This window comes from Paenibacillus sp. FSL H8-0175, assembly GCF_045040615.1.
Taxonomy (GTDB): Bacteria; Bacillota; Bacilli; order Paenibacillales; family Paenibacillaceae; genus Paenibacillus_AQ; species Paenibacillus_AQ odorifer.
In genome coordinates this window covers 6565204-6581981 of record NZ_CP150299.1, presented here as the reverse complement: position 1 = coordinate 6581981, position 16778 = coordinate 6565204, and the positions used below count along the sequence as shown (strand labels likewise).

Here is a 16778-nt window from a genome sequence, read left to right as displayed (position 1 = left end):
TATAGTTATATAGTAGTTTAAAGGAGATTGAGCAATGGGCCCTTCCAAAAGACGTTTATTTGAATTAAATAATGAATTTCAATCTTTTTATTCTTATATAAAAAGTAATAAGCTGTTTTGTGTTGTCATTTTTTTTGTAGCTCTATTTGCCTACGGATTTCCATTAACACATTTTACACTTTCTATTGATGAAGAGAACGCTCTATTTCGTATTGGAGATGCTATAACTGTTTGGAGCATGCAGGGACGTTTTGGAATATCAATTTTAAAGACTCTGTTCTTTAGTGGGCAAACTAATTCTATTACGAGTACCTTTTTGTCTGTATCAGCACTCAGCTTAACAAGTCTAATATGGGCGTACGCCCTTAGTAGCTTGGATGCGGATAAAAATAAAATGAAGTTTGATTTTGGAGGATTGACTGTAGCTGTATTATTTTTAAGCTTTCCTGCTCATTCAGAAAATATAGGGTTCTCTATAATGAGTTTTGAGCTGGGAATTGGATGGGTATTTATATCGATAGCTACATTACTTGTTGCCAAATGGGCGATTTTAAGAAAAGATAACTGCTATATAGCAGTAGGTATTCTTCTATTAATATTGGCCATCTCTATATATCAAGCATATTTACCGGTTTTTATATGTGGTGTGATTTTACTTACATTGATAAATTTAATATCTCTAAGTAAGGTGAATACCAATGTTATTTTTAAGGAATACCTAATAGTAATATTAAAATATATACTTGTTACTGTGATTAGTCTAATTGTCTATAAGATTATTGATACAGTTATTTCATTATATATACCGAGATCCAATTATGTTGAAGGCTTTTTTGTTTGGGGTAAAGAAAATCCTAGTATTATAATCAGAGGCCTAATCAACAACTTTAAAGGCCTTATAATGGGGGATGTCATTTATGGTAGTAACATTATATTACCAAGTATGATTGTTTGTTTCTTACTTTTGTTTTTATTCATATATAAAGCTTTAATCCGTACTGAGGTAAGGAGAACTGCGTGGTTAATAGTAATCTTGTTTCTTAGTTTCGTAGTTTCTCCTTTTTTGATGTCTGTTTTGTTAGGATCTGCCATGCCAATTCGAGCGAATTTTGTTTTAGCATTATTTATCTCCGCAAGTTGGTATTTACTATATAAAATAATAGATATAAAAAAATTAAAAATTGTATTTATAGGTTGTACAATAATTGCGGTTTTTTATCAGTCCCAGTCAATGGCACAATTGTTTTATAGTGATTACAATAGATATGAAGAAGATGTGAAGATAGCTAACCAAATTAGTTATAGAATTATGGACCTTGATTTAGGTGAAACACCGCCATACCCTGTTGTTTATCTGGGTAAACATGAGCAAAAGAAAAGAGCTAATGTTATAAAGCAAGAGGTCTTAGGGTTTTCCTTTTTTGAATGGGATGGAGGGAACAATAATAGGATAGGTAAATTTATGAGTTCTTTAGGATACGAATATAAGATTCCTACTGAAATTGAAAGAGAGAAGGCAACTAAGTTGGCTGAATTAATGCCTGTGTGGCCATATAAAGGTTCTGTGGCATTAGTCGATGACTTAATAATCGTTAATCTATCAGATAATCCCGAAAAATACGGATTGAATTTAATAAATGATGAGAATAAATCTATGTCTCAATATAAGAAAACTGAAAGTGTAAAGCTAGATAAGGATAATATTGATTTTTTTTCTGACTTGGTTATAGAAAATGCAGAAAGTGATAGTTATATTTTGAAGGCTGGGGATATTGATCCTTATATATCAATATCACTTGCAGAAAAATTAGAAAAGGATTCTTTTGAACATATATCCTTTACTATAGAGTCTAATGTTGAAGGTGACATGCAATTATTTTTACTTCAAGAAAATGATTCCTATAGTGAAAAGTATAGTGGGGTTATTAAATTAAAAAAAGGGATGAACAAGATAATCTGTGAAAGACAACAGTTTATGAATAATCTTATATCTCTTCGAATAGATCCTCCTGCCTTATCAGTTATTAAAATTAAGGAAATATCTTTTTTTAAATGATTAGCATAATCAGTTAGTAGGATTTGGTTTTCTATATTATGAATTAAATCACGAGGAGATACGAGATGAAATTGGATGGAAATGAGAAGGAAAGTTCAATTAAAGAAAGTAGTGCACTTGGAGATGAAAGAGGTTATCTAACTGTTATAGAAGGGCAAAATTCTATTCCGTTTGACATTAAGAGAGTGTTTTATATTTATGGAACCTTACCCGATATACGTCGAGGATTCCACGCTCATTATAAAACTAGACAAGCTCTAATAAGTGTATCAGGGAGCTGTAAAGTTTATTTGGATAACACGAAAAGGAAGACGGACGTGGTTCTAGATTCACCAACTAAAATACTTATACTTGAACCAAATGATTGGCATGAAATGTATGATTTTTCTCCTGATTGCGTATTACTCGTTCTCGCTTCCCACTTATATGATTCAGCAGATTATATTCGTGACTATGACAAATTTATAGAGGTGTATGGGGGATGAAACATTACTTTACTCATCCGCAGGCTATTGTCGAATCGGAAAAAATTGGACACAACACCCGAGTTTGGGCGTTTGCACATATCTTACCGAATGCGGTGATTGGTTCAAACTGTAATATTAACGATCATACTTTCATCGAAAACGATGTAATCTTAGGGGATAATGTTACTGTTAAATCAGGAGTGTATATTTGGGATGGTGTTACAATAGAAGATAATGTTTTTATTGGTCCGAATGTTACTTTTACTAATGATTTGAGACCTCGTTCCAAACAGTACCCAACTGAATTTTTGAAGACTGTGCTTGAGGAATGGGTTTCAATAGGTGCAAACGCAACAATTATAGCAGGGAATACAATTGGTAGGTACGCTATGATTGGAGCAGGTTCTTTAGTGACTAAAAACATTCCAAACAATACGTTATGGTATGGTAATCCAGCCAAATTCAAAGGATATATTTGTAATTGTGGAGAAAAACTTAATAATGAATTGTTATGTTCTGCTTGTAGTAAACAATACTTACTGGAAGATGAAGTTATAGTTGAGCAACACTAAATTAATGAAATAGGTGAACAAAACATGATCCCTTTCCTCGATCTGAAGAAAATCAATCTGCGTCATGAAGAAGCTATATTAAATAGTGTTCGCAAAGTTCTACACTCTGGATGGTATATAATGGGTGAAGAAGTTAAATCTTTTGAATCGGAATTTGCTGATTATTGTGGCACCAAATATGCTCTGGGAGTAGCTAATGGATTGGATGCTCTGGAATTAATAATTAGAGCTTATGATATTGGTCCTGGAGACGAAATTATTGTGCCTTCGAATACCTATATTGCATCTATATTATCCATATCCGCTAATGGTGCAATACCTGTGTTAGTCGAACCTAACTTACTAACATATAACCTAGACCCTGACAAACTTGAAGATAGTATTACTCCTAATACAAAGGCAATTCTAGTTGTTCACCTCTATGGTCAAGCATGTAATATGACGCCAATTAAGAGTATTGCAGAAAAATACAACCTGAAGATAATTGAAGATTGTGCGCAGGCTCATGGTGCTGTTTATGCTGATAAAATGGTGGGCAACTTAGGAGATGCCGCAGCATTCAGTTTCTATCCTGGCAAAAATCTCGGAGCTTTAGGAGATGCAGGTGCCATCACTACCAATGATGAAGAACTATATACAAATCTTAAGGCTTTAAGAAATTATGGATCACATAAGAAATATGAAAATATTTTCAAAGGATATAATAGTAGATTAGATGAACTTCAAGCACCAATTTTGAGTGAAAAGTTAAAGTATTTAGATGAAGATAACAACTACAGAAGAACTATCGCAACATATTTCTTGAATAATATAAATAACGAAAATCTTGTATTGCCTTATGTTGAAGAAAAACCAGAATCACATGTTTGGCATGTGTTTGTTGTTAGAACGTCCTTGAGAACTGATTTTATTAACTTCATGAACCAAAAAGGTATTCAAACTATGATTCATTACCCTATTCCACCTCATAAACAGGAAGCATATAAAGAATGGAATGAATTATCCTTCCCTATTTCTGAGAAAATCCATTCAGAAATTCTTAGTCTTCCAATTAGTCCTGTGATGGATATGGAAGATGTGAAAAGAATTGTGGAGGTTGTAAATGAGTATAAACCGAATTAAATTATCGATTGTTGTACCTATATATTATAACGAGCTGAACATTCCACATACTATCCCACGATTGCAGAACTTAGAGAAAATCATTCCGAATTGTGATTTTGAGTTTGTATTTGTAGATGATGGTTCAAAAGATAATTCATTTTCTTTACTAATGGATGCTAAAGAAAAAGATCCCCGTATTAAAGTCATTAAACTAAGTCGTAACTTTGGTTCGATGGCGGCTATACAAGCAGGCTTAAAATATACTACTGGTGATTGTGTTGGCATTATAGCTGCTGATTTACAAGACCCTCCAGAAATGTTTGAAGAGATGTTAGAACATTGGCGGACTGGAAAAAAGGTTGTACTTGGAACAAGAGCAGATAGAGAAGAGTCTCTTTCTCAGAAAATGTTCTCCAATACCTATTATTTTTTATTAGAGAAATTTGCATTAAAGGGTTACCCAAAAGGTGGATTTGATTTTTTGCTAATTGATAAACAGGTTGTACAAGAAGTGTTGGAGATACAAGAGAAAAATACGAATATCATGAGTCTCATTTATTGGCTCGGACATGATCAAGTACAAATACCTTATGTCAGACAAGAAAGAAAACTAGGGAAATCTAGGTGGACACTCTCGAAGAAAATAAAACTATTTGTTGATTCATTTGTAAGTTTCTCATACACACCTATTCGTTTTATGTCATTTATTGGTTTTGCTACAGCTCTTTTGAGTTTTCTATATGGTGTTTTTGTTATATTTAGCACTGTTTTTGGTATTATTGAGTTACAAGGATGGACTACAATTATAGCGCTAATTACTTTTTTATTAGGGATTATAATGATTATGTTAGGGATTATAGGTGAATATCTCTGGAGGATATTAGATGAAAGTAGAGAAAGACCATCCTACGTTGTTGACCAAACTTTTGAATAAACAATTTATGAAATTTGTCATTAGTGGAGGAATAAATACATTATTTACATATTTGGTTTATTTGCTCCTTCTTCAAGCCCTGAGTTATTCCATGTCTTATACAATCTCATATATCTCGGGTATATTTCTTTCATATTACTTAAATACAATTTTTGTATTTAAAGAAAAAGTTACATTCAGGAAATTTCTTAAATTTCCGATCGTATATCTCGTGCAGTATTTAATTAATTTATTAATGTTGTTTGTTTTAGTAGAGTATTTAAATTTATCGAAACAAATCGTACCCTTAATAGTTATTGTAGTGACAATTCCAATTACCTACACACTTTCTAAGCTTATTATTAAAAGTAAATGAATGGAGGGAATATAATGAAAGGCATAATCCTAGCAGGTGGTACAGGCTCACGCTTATATCCATTAACAAAGGTAACAAATAAACATCTTCTTCCTGTAGGAAAATACCCTATGATTTTTCATTCTGTATATAAATTAAAGCAAGCGGATGTAACAGACATACTGATTGTTACGGGGAAAGAACATATGGGCGACGTAGTTAATCTATTAGGTAGTGGGCGTGAAATGGGCGTTTGCTTTACTTACAAAGTACAAGATGAAGCAGGTGGAATTGCGCAGGCATTGGACTTGGCAGAGCAATTTGTCGGAGATGATCAAATGATTGTTATCCTTGGCGATAATGTTTTTGCTGATGATATTGCTCCGTATGTGCGCAATTTCCGTGAGCAAAAGACAGGTGCGAAGATTTTAATACAAGAAGTTTCTGATCCTAAGCGTTTTGGTGTACCTGAACTAAATGGAAATCAAATTGTTTCTATTGAAGAGAAACCAGCTATGCCTAAATCAACCTATGCAGTAACAGGAATTTATATGTTCGATAGTGAAGTGTTTAATATTATCAAAACGATTACTCCTTCTGCACGTGGAGAATTAGAGATTACAGACGTTAACAATGCATATATCAACCGTGGAGAATTGACATTTGATGTTCTACAGGGATGGTGGACGGATGCAGGTACACATGCCTCATTAGCTAAAGCACATAACTTGGCTCAAGACCTTCTCTTTGGTGAAGAATTCGGAAAACTGAAACTTTAGATGTGAAGGAGTTTTGCAATATGAAAGTTACACCTCTACAACTACAAGGCGCTAGTATACTAGAACCTGTGGTCCACGGCGACAACCGGGGTTTTTTTATGGAAAGCTACAATGAAGAGATAGTGCATAAACTCGGTATAACTTACAATTTCATTCAAGACAATCAATCCCTCTCCGCAGAGGTTGGGGTGTTACGTGGCCTGCATTACCAGTTGAACCCTAAGGCGCAAACAAAGTTAATCCGCGTCTTATCCGGTGCTATTTATGATGTTATCGTCGATATCCGTCGTAATTCACCTACATTTGGTCAATGGGTCGGAGTAATTCTTAGTGAATATAATAAACGTCAACTACTGGTGCCTAAAGGCTTCGCTCATGGTTTCTGTACTTTGGTACCTAACACCCAAGTGTTATATAAGGTGGACGAATATTATTCCCCTGAAAATGATCGTGGCATATTATGGAATGATCCAGCCTTAGATATTGATTGGCCGACTTCTAGTCCGATATTGTCGGATAAGGATCAACGTCATCCATTACTAAAAGATGCGGAAATAAACTTTGATTAACAGTGGTAAGCAAAAATTTAAATATAATCTCAAAGAACAAAAGGTGGGCTATAAATGAAACTGCTAGTTACCGGCGGGGCTGGGTTTATCGGCAGCAACTTTGTGCTGTACATGTTACAACAACACCCTGATTACGAAATTGTTAATGTAGATGCATTAACGTATGCAGGCAATCTAGAGAATCTGAAAGCAATTGAGAATAATCCTAATTACACTTTCGTGAAGGCCGACATTACAGATGTTACTGCGATGGATGAACTGATTAGCCAGGGTGTGGATGTCGTTGTCAATTTCGCGGCGGAGTCGCATGTGGATCGGAGTATTTTAGAGCCGGAAGTGTTTGTGAAGACGAATGTACTTGGAACACAAGTGCTTTTGGATGCGGCGAAAAAATACAGTATCACTAAGTTTGTTCAAGTATCTACGGATGAGGTATATGGATCACTGGGAGCGACAGGATTATTCACCGAAGAAACTCCTCTGGCTCCTAACAGTCCATATTCAGCAAGTAAAGCAGGCGGAGACTTGCTAGTACGTGCGTATCACGAAACGTTTGGACTGCCAGTGAATATTACCCGCTGCTCAAACAATTATGGCCCGTACCAATTCCCGGAAAAGCTTATTCCGCTGATGATTTCCCGTGCACTTGCTGATCAAGCGTTGCCTGTTTATGGCGATGGAATGAATATCCGCGATTGGTTGTATGTTGAGGATCATTGCAGCGCGATTGATTTGGTTATTCATGAGGGTGTGAACGGCGAAGTCTACAACATTGGTGGCAATAATGAACGTACGAATGTGCATATTGTAAACACGGTATTGCAGGAACTAGGCAAGCCTGATTCTTTGATTACTTATGTTCAAGACCGTCCTGGTCATGATCGCCGTTATGGGATTGATCCAACTAAGATTATGAATGAACTGGGATGGAAGCCGAAACATACGTTTGAAACAGGTATTAAAGAAACTATCCAATGGTATCTCAATAACCGCGAGTGGTGGACCCGTATTCAATCTGGGGAATACCAAAAATATGCTGAACAGCAATATGGTGATCGTTTAGGTGACTCATTGTAATTTTGATACGGGGGTAAAATAGCTATGAAGGTACTTGTTACAGGTGCGGCCGGACAACTAGGTCAGGACGTAGTTTTACTGCTCCAGCATCAAGGTCACGAAGTGTTGGCTTGCGATCGTCAGGAGATGGATATTACTGATCTGGATCAGTGCATCCAAGTTATTGGCGGGTTTGGACCGGATGCGGTTATTCATTGTGCTGCTCATACGGCAGTAGATGCGGCAGAAAGTGATATTGATGCAGCTTATTTAATTAATGCTACTGGCAGCCGAAATGTAGCGCTTGCTTCTGAAAAAGCTGGAGCCAAGCTGGTGTATATTAGCACGGATTATGTATTTGATGGTATGGGTGCACAGCCTTACCATGAATATGATAATACAGACCCTAAGAGTATATACGGCAAATCGAAACGTGCGGGTGAGGTACTCGTTCAATCCCTCTCCTCTAAGTATTTCATCGTACGAACGTCATGGGTGTACGGCAAATACGGAAATAACTTTGTCAAAACAATGCTAAAGCTTGGTCAAGAAAAGCCAATGCTTCAAGTTGTCGATGACCAAAAAGGTTCGCCTACTTACACAGTCGATTTAGCTCGATTCTTGCTTGAGCTTGTTCAAACTGAGAAGTATGGTGTATACCATGCGTCAAATAGCGACTCTTGTACCTGGTTTGAATTTACACAGGCGATCTTTGTAGAGGCCGAGGATATTTTGGGTTTCAAATTCACTGCTACGCTTGAACCGTGTGCTACGGAACAGTTTCCGAGACCTGCACCACGTCCTCGGAATTCGGTGATGGAGCATCTGTCGATACGTACGAATGGTTTTGAGGACATTCGACCTTGGCGTGAAGGCTTGAGAGATTTCCTCTTAGAGCTAAAAGAATAGAATAACACCAATTGAAACTCCTAAATCGTTTATAACGATGCGGGAGTTTTTTGTGTTCTTTCGTTATAATAAGAAGGAAGCAGGTAGTTAATTAGAAATTACAAAGTCGAGGATACTCATGAATAACAAAACAGTTAGTGTACATATCGTCACCTACAACAGTGCGGATGACATTATAGATTGCTTAGAGGCAGTAATGGCACAGGATTATCCTATTGAGAAAATTGTTGTTGTGGACAATGCGTCTTCGGACGATTGTGCAGAGAAAGTGAATATATTCTTTAACGCGATCGATAAAGGGGCTTTTTTTAGTAATTCACTAGAGGAATTAGATCTGTTCAATTCACAAGCTAACAAGGAAGCGCCCACGAGCCTTCTACTTATCCAAAATCAAAAAAACACAGGCTTCGCCCCAGCTCATAACCAAGCTATAGCTGCTACAGAAACAGATTATGTGCTTGTCCTCAATCCGGATTTGACGCTGGCTCCAGACTATATCTCTAGACTAATCGCACAAATGGAAGCCAACCCGCAGATCGGCAGCGCCACAGGTAAGCTTTTGCTAAAGGCTGATCACGGATTAGTGGATAGCACTGGTCTTCGGATGAACAAAGCACGTCGTGCGTTTGACCGTGGTGCGGGTGAGTCAGCAGAACAATGGACACAGTCGGGGACAGTATTTGGTGTATCTGGGGCAGCGGCGATGTATTCTCGGCGGATGATTGAAGACGTTAGTGTTGATGGAGAGTTTTTTGATGCAGATTTTTTTGCATATAAGGAAGATGTGGATGTGGCTTGGAGAGCCCAGCTATTTGGCTGGCAGGGGTATTATGATGCTGAGGCAATTGGGTATCATGAACGTGGGTGGAAAACGTCTGGCCGTAGTACCAAACCAATGTTCATCCGGCGAATATCTTACATTAATCGCTACAAAATGATCTACAAGAATGAATCGGCTCGAACTATGCTGAAGACAATCTTAGTTTCTCTTCCCTATGAAATTGCCGCGCATGGTTATATGCTTCTGAGAGAGCCAAAGTTAATCGTAGCGTGGAAATCCTTTTTCACTCAGCTCCCAGCGTTAAAAAAGAAACGAAAATATATACAGACCATCGTAAAAGAGCGAAAGAACACGTAAATCAAACAGTATCTGGAAAAACCTCCCTGAAAGGTCACCTCCTCTCAGGGAGGTTTTATGTTATAATAATTGTCGGTAGATTACTATATTTGTCAGGAGCGTTACGCAGTGAATGTAGATGTAAGCATACTTATTGTCAATTACAACACGTGTCGCCTGACGATGGACTGTATCAGGTCGGTATATGACTCAGAAACGAACTATTCCTATGAGATTATTTTGATAGACAACAATTCCCATGATGATTCGGTAGAGATGATTGGTAGAGAGTTTCCAAGTGTCATGTTGATCGCAAATAACGACAATGTCGGTTTTGCGCGTGCAAATAATCAGGGGATGGAAGCTTCATCCGGACGGTATGTACTATTGCTCAATTCAGATACGGTGGTGCGCAGGGATACGCTGGAGACGATGATCTCCTTTATGGATGGTCGGCCCGATGTTGGGGCGTCAGGGTGTAAGATTATTTTGCCAGATGGGTCGCTGGATAAAGCGTGTAAGCGAGGATTTCCTACACCTTCAGCTTCCTTCTATTATGCTTTTGGTTTCAGTAAGTTGTTTCCGGATCGACCGAAGTTTAACGGTTATCAGTTAGGTTATCTGGACCCTGATCTTGATTACCCGATAGATTGTCTGGTGGGTGCGTTTATGCTGCTGCGGCGGGAGACGATTGATCAGGTCGGCGGATTAGATGAAGAGTTTTTTATGTACGGTGAGGATTTAGACTGGTGCTATCGTATTAAAGAGGCTGGTTGGGAGATTTATTATTATCCGAAGACCTCCATCGTACATCTCAAAGGCGGCAGTGCCAGACGTAGACCGTTCAAGATCGTCTATGAATTTCACAGGGCAATGATTTTATTTCATCGTAAGCATTATAGTAGGAAGTACAACAGTATTATAAATGGAACAGTATATGCTGGTGTTGGTATGAAGTTTGCTCTGTCCCTTTTGCGGAATGCCCTAATCTTTCCTAAAGCAGTTCCATCACCTGCACAGAGTCTTAGCTCTGCTACGGAAACAGGCGCTCGTAACGATAAGAATACTGAGGTGAGATTATGATTCGGCGGAATCAGAAATTTTTGACACAGCTCTATATGGTTGCTGACTTTCTTGTCATCCAACTGTCCTTTTTAGCGGCTTGGTGGATCAAGTTCAAGAGCGGATGGATGGAATCCTATAACACGCTGCCTGTAGAGTCTTACGCTTATTGGAGTATGATCTATGGCGGAGTAGCTGTCTTAATCGGTATCCTTTTATCGCTTTATTTGCCTAAGCGTAAGAAACGTTTTGTCGATGAATTTATTAAGATTTTCCAAGTGCATATCATGAGCATCTTCATCCTGCTCGGTCTAATGTTTTTCGTGAAAGAAATTGATATCTCCCGTACATATCTGGCTATTTATATGGGATTTAATGTTCTTTCCATTATGCTTTACCGTTATGTGTTGAAGAAGATGCTTAAATCTTTTCGAGAAAAGGGATTCAACCGCCAGTTCGTGCTTATCATCGGCGCTGGTACACTCGGCAAAAGATTCTACAACAATTTGGAACAATATCCTGAGCTTGGATATGAAGCCATTGGCTTTTTAGACGATTACCATACTTGGGACGGGATTGAGGAGCAACGGTATAAACCTATCCTGGGAACGGTCGATCAGTTATCTGGAATGCTGGAGATGCTGCCTGTGGACGAGGTTATTCTAGCCTTGCCGCTCGATGCGCATTCTAAATATCCTTCGATTATTGCGGCCTGTGAAAAAGCAGGGGTACGCACATTGATTATTCCGGATTTCTTTGATTATTTACCAGCGCGTCCTTACTTTGATAACTTTGCAGGTATGCCAATGATTAATGTTCGTGATATTCCACTGGATATGACGGGGAATAAGATGGCAAAACGTTTGTTTGATATCGTGTTCTCTCTATTCGCTATTATTATGATATCTCCTGTGATGCTGATCGTAGCACTCGGCGTACGTCTTACCTCACCGGGACCGATTATATTCCGGCAGGAACGGGTGGGACTTAATCGGCGTAATTTTATGATGTATAAGTTTCGTTCAATGAAGCTGCAGCAGGACGGGGAAGAGGATACAGGTTGGAGTACGCGGGAAGATCCTCGTAGAACTCGATTTGGAACCTTTATCCGTAAGACAAGTCTGGATGAGCTTCCGCAATTTTTTAATGTATTACTCGGTCATATGAGTGTAGTTGGCCCACGGCCAGAACGACCATTTTATGTAGAACAATTCCGTGATGAAATTCCGAAGTATATGGTGAAGCACCATGTGCGTCCAGGAATTACGGGCTGGGCACAGAGCAATGGGCTGCGCGGGGACACTTCAATTGAGGAACGGATTAAGCACGATATTTTCTATATCGAGAACTGGTCCTTACTGTTCGATATTCGAATTATTTTCAAAACGATTCGCAACGGCTTCGTTAACAAAAACGCATATTGAGACCTGCACTTATTTAGATTTGTGAAATTTTAATAATACCCCGTTTTGCCACTGGCAGAGCGGGGTATTAATTTTCTAATCTAAACTTTGCAAAGGAAACTCACAACTATGAATAAGAAAAAGATTATTGCAACCGTAGTAATGATTGTCGCACTAATAATAATTCTTGTAATAACGTTGAACAAAGAGGAAGAGCAACCCACGAGCGGTTTTGAAGCGTACAGAATCGTTGCACATGCCATGGGGGGAATTAACGGCTATACGTATACCAATGCTTGGGAGGCCTTTGTCGCTAACTATGAACGGGGAACTCGCGTATTTGAAGTTGATTTTTTGTTATCGAAGGATGATCAGTTGGTTGCCCGGCATGAATGGACAGGCAATATGAGCAAGCTTTTAGGTCAGTTGGAGGTTCTCCCTGCTAATAAACAGGGTGTGGCACTAGATTACGAGGAATTTATGGACAGCCCCATCCTGAATATATACTCTCCGCTTGATATTGAGAAGGTGCTTGATCTAATGCAGAATTATCCAGATGCTTATATCGTTACGGATACCAAAGAAATCCAACCGGAACTTATAGAGAAGCAATTTACATTGCTGACCGAAGCGGCGCAGCGTCGGGATCCAGGGTTGTTGGAGCGGATAGTTCCACAGATCTACAATCAGCCGATGCTTGATGAGATCAATAAGGTGTATTCTTTTCCAGAAGTGCTTTACACCCTGTACCAATCTAAGGATACGGATGAACAAGTTATTGAGTTTGTTAAAAAAACAGGTGTGGATATTACGATGCCAGTTAGCCGGGCCACCAAGAGTTTTGTCAAACAGTTAAAAAATATCGGAGCTCGTGTATACGTTCATACAGTGGATGAAGAGGATGAGATTAGAAAGCTATCTCGTATGGGTGTAGACGGATTTTATAGTGATTTTGTGCCTGAAAATGATTTGAATGACCTCAAAGGTATACGCTGAATCTTTCTCCACTCATTACAACTAATATATCCCCGCAAAGTGGTGCTTTCCTCAGATGCGTATTCAGGTACTTTGCGGGGATCTCAAATTTACATGCGAAAAAATGTTCGTATTTTTGTTCGCTTTAAATTGACACACCTCCTGTGCTGGCATAGACTAGATCTATATCTTTTGCGGCGGCAGGAGTGTTTTGTCTTGCCCAAATGACAATTAAGGATGATTCCCATGAAATCAGTACAGCAAATGATCAAACCTTGGCGGCATGTGTTTAAGTTGGACCCAGATCGTATGATTTCAGATGAGGATTTGGAGGCCGTTTGCTTGTCCGGCACGGATGCCATATTGATAGGAGGCTCTACAGGAGTTACTTATGAGAATACAGTAGATCTCTTATCAAGAGTAAGACGTTTTGAGCTGCCCTGTGCACTCGAGGTATCCGAACTTGAAGCTGCTGTACCCGGATTTGATCTTTATATGATTCCTATGGTGCTAAATACACCTGATCCAGCTTGGATTGTAGGCCATCATCGTCGAGCTATAGAGCGTTATGGATTTATGATCCCATGGGATCAGCTGCTAACGGAAGGTTACGTCGTTTTGAACAGTGATTCTTCAGTTGCGCGGATTACAGGGGCCGAGACAACCATTAATGCTGAAGAGGCGGCTGCGTATGCCCAGGTTGCGGACAAGCTGATGTCTCTGCCAATAGTATATCTTGAATATAGCGGTAGATTTGGGGATATGGAGACAGTACGTATAGTGCGTGAGATGGTGGAGCAAGCCCAACTATTTTATGGAGGCGGCATTACTTGTGAGGCAGAGGCCGAGCAGGCAGCAGCTCTATGTGATACAGTAGTTGTCGGCAATATTATTTATCGGGATGTAGAGCAGGCAATTCGTACGGTATTTGCTGTTAAAAAGACGGTGCAAGAGCAGTTCGACTAGCGGTTAGCTTATGGACTACTTATGATTTGTAATTTTATTTTTAGAAAGGAGCATGTTACACATGCAACTTATTAACATACAAGACGCGGTCAGCCGATTGAATCCTCCACAAAGGCAGGCTGTCGAAACTACTGAAGGACCCCTTTTGATTATGGCTGGTGCGGGCAGTGGGAAGACGAGAGTGCTGACTCACAGAATTGCCTGGCTGATTGCTAATCGAAAGGCGCCGCCTTGGGCGATTTTGGCGATTACATTTACGAATAAAGCTGCGAGGGAAATGCAGGAACGTGTATCTAAGCTCGTTGGATCTGAGGGAAGAGATATTTGGGTATCCACCTTTCACTCCATGTGTGTTCGGATCTTGCGGAAGGATATTGAGCGCATTGGATTTACTTCCAACTTCTCGATTCTGGACTCTACAGACCAGTTATCAGTCATTCGTAATTGCATGAAGGAACTGAATATTGATACGAAAAAATTCGAACCGAAAGCTGTACAAGCCATAATTAGCGCATCTAAGAATGAACTGATTACTCCGGCGCAGTATGAGCAAAAAGTCGGTGATTATTTCGAAGGTTTAGTTGCCAAGGTTTATAAAATGTACCAACGGCGTTTGAGAAGCAATAACTCGCTTGATTTTGATGATTTGATTATGAAGACTATCGAATTATTTAAGGAAGTTCCCGAGGTTCTGGATTTTTACCAAAAGAAGTTCAAATACATCCATGTGGATGAGTATCAGGATACGAACAGAGCACAATACATGTTGTGCCGCATGCTGGCAGACAGCCACCACCGCATTTGCGTGGTAGGGGATAGTGACCAGTCGATCTATCGCTGGCGTGGTGCGGATATTACGAATATTCTTAATTTTGAAGAGGATTATCCGGAAGCGAAGACGATTCTGCTAGAACAGAATTACCGTTCAACCGCTAATATCCTGAATGCAGCCAATGGGGTAATCGCGCTTAATAGTGGCCGTAAACCGAAAAAGCTGTGGACCGATTCCGAGGAAGGCGCCAAGATTAAGGTGTACCGGGCGGATTCCGAGCATGACGAAGGGTATTTTGTAACCGGAGAAATCAGCAAAAATGTGAAGCAAGGTCAAGCTTACCAGAATCACGCGATTCTGTATCGGACGAATGCTCAGTCACGGGTAATAGAGGAAATTTTGATCAAATCAGATATTCCATATCAAATCGTTGGCGGGATCAAGTTCTATGATCGTAAAGAAATCAAGGATCTGCTGGCGTATCTACGTTTACTGTCTAACCCTGATGATGATATCAGCCTGACGCGTATTATTAATGTTCCTAAGCGTGGATTAGGGGATACAACGGTTGGCAAGCTGGCAGCTGCTGCTGGTGAACGTGGTGTTTCTATTTTCCGAGTACTGCAAACGGTCGATGATTTGGGCTTTGCTGGACGGACGCGGAATATGCTAGTAGAGTTCTACGATATGATTGAAGCTCTGCACCGTATGGTGGAGTTCTTGTCTGTAACCGAATTGACGGAAAAAATACTGGAAATGTCGCAGTACCGTTTGGAGCTGCAAAATGAAAACACACTCGAATCACGCTCGCGGCTAGAGAATATCGATGAGTTCTTATCGGTGACGATGGAGTTTGAAAAGAACAACGAAGACAAGTCGCTGGTCTCCTTCCTCACGGATCTTGCACTTATCGCAGATATCGATAGTGTGAACGATGATGAAGAGGATCGTAGTGATGCGGTTGTGTTAATGACGATGCACAGCGCCAAAGGTCTGGAGTTCCCGACGGTATTTATCGTCGGAATGGAAGAAGGCGTGTTCCCACACAGCCGTGCCTTCCAGGACAACGACGAGCTGGAAGAGGAACGCCGGCTTGCGTATGTGGGGATCACCCGCGCGGAGAAACAACTGTTTCTCTCTTGTGCGCGGATGCGTACGCTCTTTGGCCGGACGACGGCGAACCAACCGTCCCGCTTCTTAGAGGAGATTCCGGAGGAACTGAAGGAAGATACCGTTAAGACTCAAGACCGCTTCCAGCGCGGAGGCGCGGAGGCAGGCGGTGCTTACGGCGGACGCGGCTTCGGCAGCGGTGGCCGTGGGAACTTTGGCGGCCGGGGTGGCGCCACCGGAGCTACGCCGGCAGGCGGCGGAAGCACGGCGTCAGCGGCGGCAAGCAAGAGCAGCGTGACCGTGACCTCCGGAGGCGCACAGCGTGCTACCGGAGCAGGGGCTGCTGCAGCTGGCGATTACAAAGCCGGTGACAAGGTCTCCCACGGCAAATGGGGCACGGGCACCGTTGTATCTGTTAAAGGCAGCGGGAATGACACGGAGCTACAGATTGCTTTTCCGGCTCCCGTGGGTGTGAAACGCCTGCTTGCGGGGTTTGCGCCGATTACCAAAGTGGAATAATAACAGACAACGATTAACGAACGGATATTTAGACCACGCTAACTTTAGGAAACTTATTGACGGAGGGATGTACC

At 40.3% G+C, this 16778-nt stretch carries 16 protein-coding genes; all 16 read left to right on the top strand.

All coding sequences use genetic code 11. The features are described 5' to 3' along the window. Positions 1-34: 34 nt before the first annotated feature. The 16 genes from MHH46_RS29340 (at position 35) to pcrA (ending at position 16704) form a co-directional block, all read left to right on the top strand. Complete coding sequence (locus MHH46_RS29340) at positions 35-2056, top strand: glucosyltransferase domain-containing protein (RefSeq protein WP_076123767.1); 2022 nt, start codon at positions 35-37, stop codon at positions 2054-2056. A gap of 65 nt (positions 2057-2121) precedes the next feature. After that, a complete protein-coding gene (locus tag MHH46_RS29335) occupies positions 2122-2541 on the top strand; it encodes an FdtA/QdtA family cupin domain-containing protein (protein ID WP_076123766.1) in 420 nt (139 codons plus the stop codon). Next, positions 2538-3095, top strand: coding sequence for an acyltransferase (locus tag MHH46_RS29330; protein WP_076099643.1), 558 nt, complete (start codon positions 2538-2540; stop codon positions 3093-3095). The genes MHH46_RS29335 and MHH46_RS29330 overlap by 4 nt, the downstream gene beginning before the upstream one ends. Positions 3096-3119: 24 nt before the next feature. Then, positions 3120-4217, top strand: coding sequence for a DegT/DnrJ/EryC1/StrS aminotransferase family protein (locus MHH46_RS29325; protein WP_076123764.1), 1098 nt, complete (start codon positions 3120-3122; stop codon positions 4215-4217). Continuing rightward, positions 4198-5133 carry a glycosyltransferase family 2 protein gene (locus MHH46_RS29320; protein ID WP_076099641.1) on the top strand — a complete coding sequence of 312 codons (936 nt, stop codon included), beginning with the start codon at positions 4198-4200 and terminating at the stop codon, positions 5131-5133. Before MHH46_RS29325 ends, MHH46_RS29320 begins: the two co-directional genes overlap by 20 nt. Beyond that, complete coding sequence (locus MHH46_RS29315; protein WP_076123762.1) at positions 5084-5488, top strand: GtrA family protein; 405 nt, start codon at positions 5084-5086, stop codon at positions 5486-5488. Before MHH46_RS29320 ends, MHH46_RS29315 begins: the two co-directional genes overlap by 50 nt. A 14-nt stretch (positions 5489-5502) precedes the next feature. Next, complete coding sequence (locus MHH46_RS29310) at positions 5503-6246, top strand: sugar phosphate nucleotidyltransferase (RefSeq protein ID WP_076099639.1); 744 nt, start codon at positions 5503-5505, stop codon at positions 6244-6246. A gap of 20 nt (positions 6247-6266) precedes the next feature. After that, positions 6267-6815, top strand: coding sequence for a dTDP-4-dehydrorhamnose 3,5-epimerase (gene rfbC, locus MHH46_RS29305; protein WP_076123760.1), 549 nt, complete (start codon positions 6267-6269; stop codon positions 6813-6815). A gap of 54 nt (positions 6816-6869) precedes the next feature. Next, positions 6870-7892 (top strand): dTDP-glucose 4,6-dehydratase, encoded by a 1023-nt coding sequence (rfbB, locus tag MHH46_RS29300; RefSeq protein WP_076099637.1) that lies wholly within the window; start codon positions 6870-6872, stop codon positions 7890-7892. A 24-nt stretch (positions 7893-7916) separates the two neighbouring features. Further along, positions 7917-8780: a dTDP-4-dehydrorhamnose reductase gene (gene rfbD, locus MHH46_RS29295; protein WP_038573485.1), complete on the top strand. Its 864-nt coding sequence runs from the start codon at positions 7917-7919 to the stop codon at positions 8778-8780. A 118-nt stretch (positions 8781-8898) separates the two neighbouring features. Beyond that, entirely contained in the window at positions 8899-9918 is a 1020-nt protein-coding gene (locus MHH46_RS29290) for a glycosyltransferase family 2 protein (protein WP_076123758.1), read from the top strand. A gap of 162 nt (positions 9919-10080) precedes the next feature. Next, the gene (locus tag MHH46_RS29285) at positions 10081-10980 is read left to right on the top strand and encodes a glycosyltransferase family 2 protein (RefSeq protein WP_254848765.1); all 900 of its coding nucleotides are present in this window, start codon (positions 10081-10083) and stop codon (positions 10978-10980) included. Continuing rightward, a complete protein-coding gene (locus MHH46_RS29280; RefSeq protein WP_076123754.1) occupies positions 10977-12383 on the top strand; it encodes an undecaprenyl-phosphate glucose phosphotransferase in 1407 nt (468 codons plus the stop codon). Before MHH46_RS29285 ends, MHH46_RS29280 begins: the two co-directional genes overlap by 4 nt. A gap of 108 nt (positions 12384-12491) precedes the next feature. Beyond that, the gene (locus MHH46_RS29275) at positions 12492-13358 is read left to right on the top strand and encodes a phosphatidylinositol-specific phospholipase C/glycerophosphodiester phosphodiesterase family protein (RefSeq protein ID WP_076123752.1); all 867 of its coding nucleotides are present in this window, start codon (positions 12492-12494) and stop codon (positions 13356-13358) included. A gap of 225 nt (positions 13359-13583) precedes the next feature. Next, on the top strand, positions 13584-14303 hold the full coding sequence (locus MHH46_RS29270) for a heptaprenylglyceryl phosphate synthase (protein WP_139330100.1): 720 nt from the start codon (positions 13584-13586) through the stop codon (positions 14301-14303). 61 nt (positions 14304-14364) lie between these two features. After that, the gene (pcrA, locus tag MHH46_RS29265; RefSeq protein WP_076192497.1) at positions 14365-16704 is read left to right on the top strand and encodes a DNA helicase PcrA; all 2340 of its coding nucleotides are present in this window, start codon (positions 14365-14367) and stop codon (positions 16702-16704) included. The last annotated feature ends 74 nt before the right edge of the window (positions 16705-16778 follow it).

Bases quoted from the DNA above. Each gene is read 5' to 3' on its own strand.
- MHH46_RS29340 (WP_076123767.1), top strand. From the start codon at position 35: ATGGGCCCTTCCAAAAGACGTTTATTTGAATTAAATAATGAATTTCAA.
- MHH46_RS29335 (WP_076123766.1), top strand. From the start codon at position 2,122: ATGAAATTGGATGGAAATGAGAAGGAAAGTTCAATTAAAGAAAGTAGT.
- MHH46_RS29330 (WP_076099643.1), top strand. From the start codon at position 2,538: ATGAAACATTACTTTACTCATCCGCAGGCTATTGTCGAATCGGAAAAA.
- MHH46_RS29325 (WP_076123764.1), top strand. From the start codon at position 3,120: ATGATCCCTTTCCTCGATCTGAAGAAAATCAATCTGCGTCATGAAGAA.
- MHH46_RS29320 (WP_076099641.1), top strand. From the start codon at position 4,198: ATGAGTATAAACCGAATTAAATTATCGATTGTTGTACCTATATATTAT.
- MHH46_RS29315 (WP_076123762.1), top strand. From the start codon at position 5,084: ATGAAAGTAGAGAAAGACCATCCTACGTTGTTGACCAAACTTTTGAAT.
- MHH46_RS29310 (WP_076099639.1), top strand. From the start codon at position 5,503: ATGAAAGGCATAATCCTAGCAGGTGGTACAGGCTCACGCTTATATCCA.
- rfbC (WP_076123760.1), top strand. From the start codon at position 6,267: ATGAAAGTTACACCTCTACAACTACAAGGCGCTAGTATACTAGAACCT.
- rfbB (WP_076099637.1), top strand. From the start codon at position 6,870: ATGAAACTGCTAGTTACCGGCGGGGCTGGGTTTATCGGCAGCAACTTT.
- rfbD (WP_038573485.1), top strand. From the start codon at position 7,917: ATGAAGGTACTTGTTACAGGTGCGGCCGGACAACTAGGTCAGGACGTA.
- MHH46_RS29290 (WP_076123758.1), top strand. From the start codon at position 8,899: ATGAATAACAAAACAGTTAGTGTACATATCGTCACCTACAACAGTGCG.
- MHH46_RS29285 (WP_254848765.1), top strand. From the start codon at position 10,081: ATGGACTGTATCAGGTCGGTATATGACTCAGAAACGAACTATTCCTAT.
- MHH46_RS29280 (WP_076123754.1), top strand. From the start codon at position 10,977: ATGATTCGGCGGAATCAGAAATTTTTGACACAGCTCTATATGGTTGCT.
- MHH46_RS29275 (WP_076123752.1), top strand. From the start codon at position 12,492: ATGAATAAGAAAAAGATTATTGCAACCGTAGTAATGATTGTCGCACTA.
- MHH46_RS29270 (WP_139330100.1), top strand. From the start codon at position 13,584: ATGAAATCAGTACAGCAAATGATCAAACCTTGGCGGCATGTGTTTAAG.
- pcrA (WP_076192497.1), top strand. From the start codon at position 14,365: ATGCAACTTATTAACATACAAGACGCGGTCAGCCGATTGAATCCTCCA.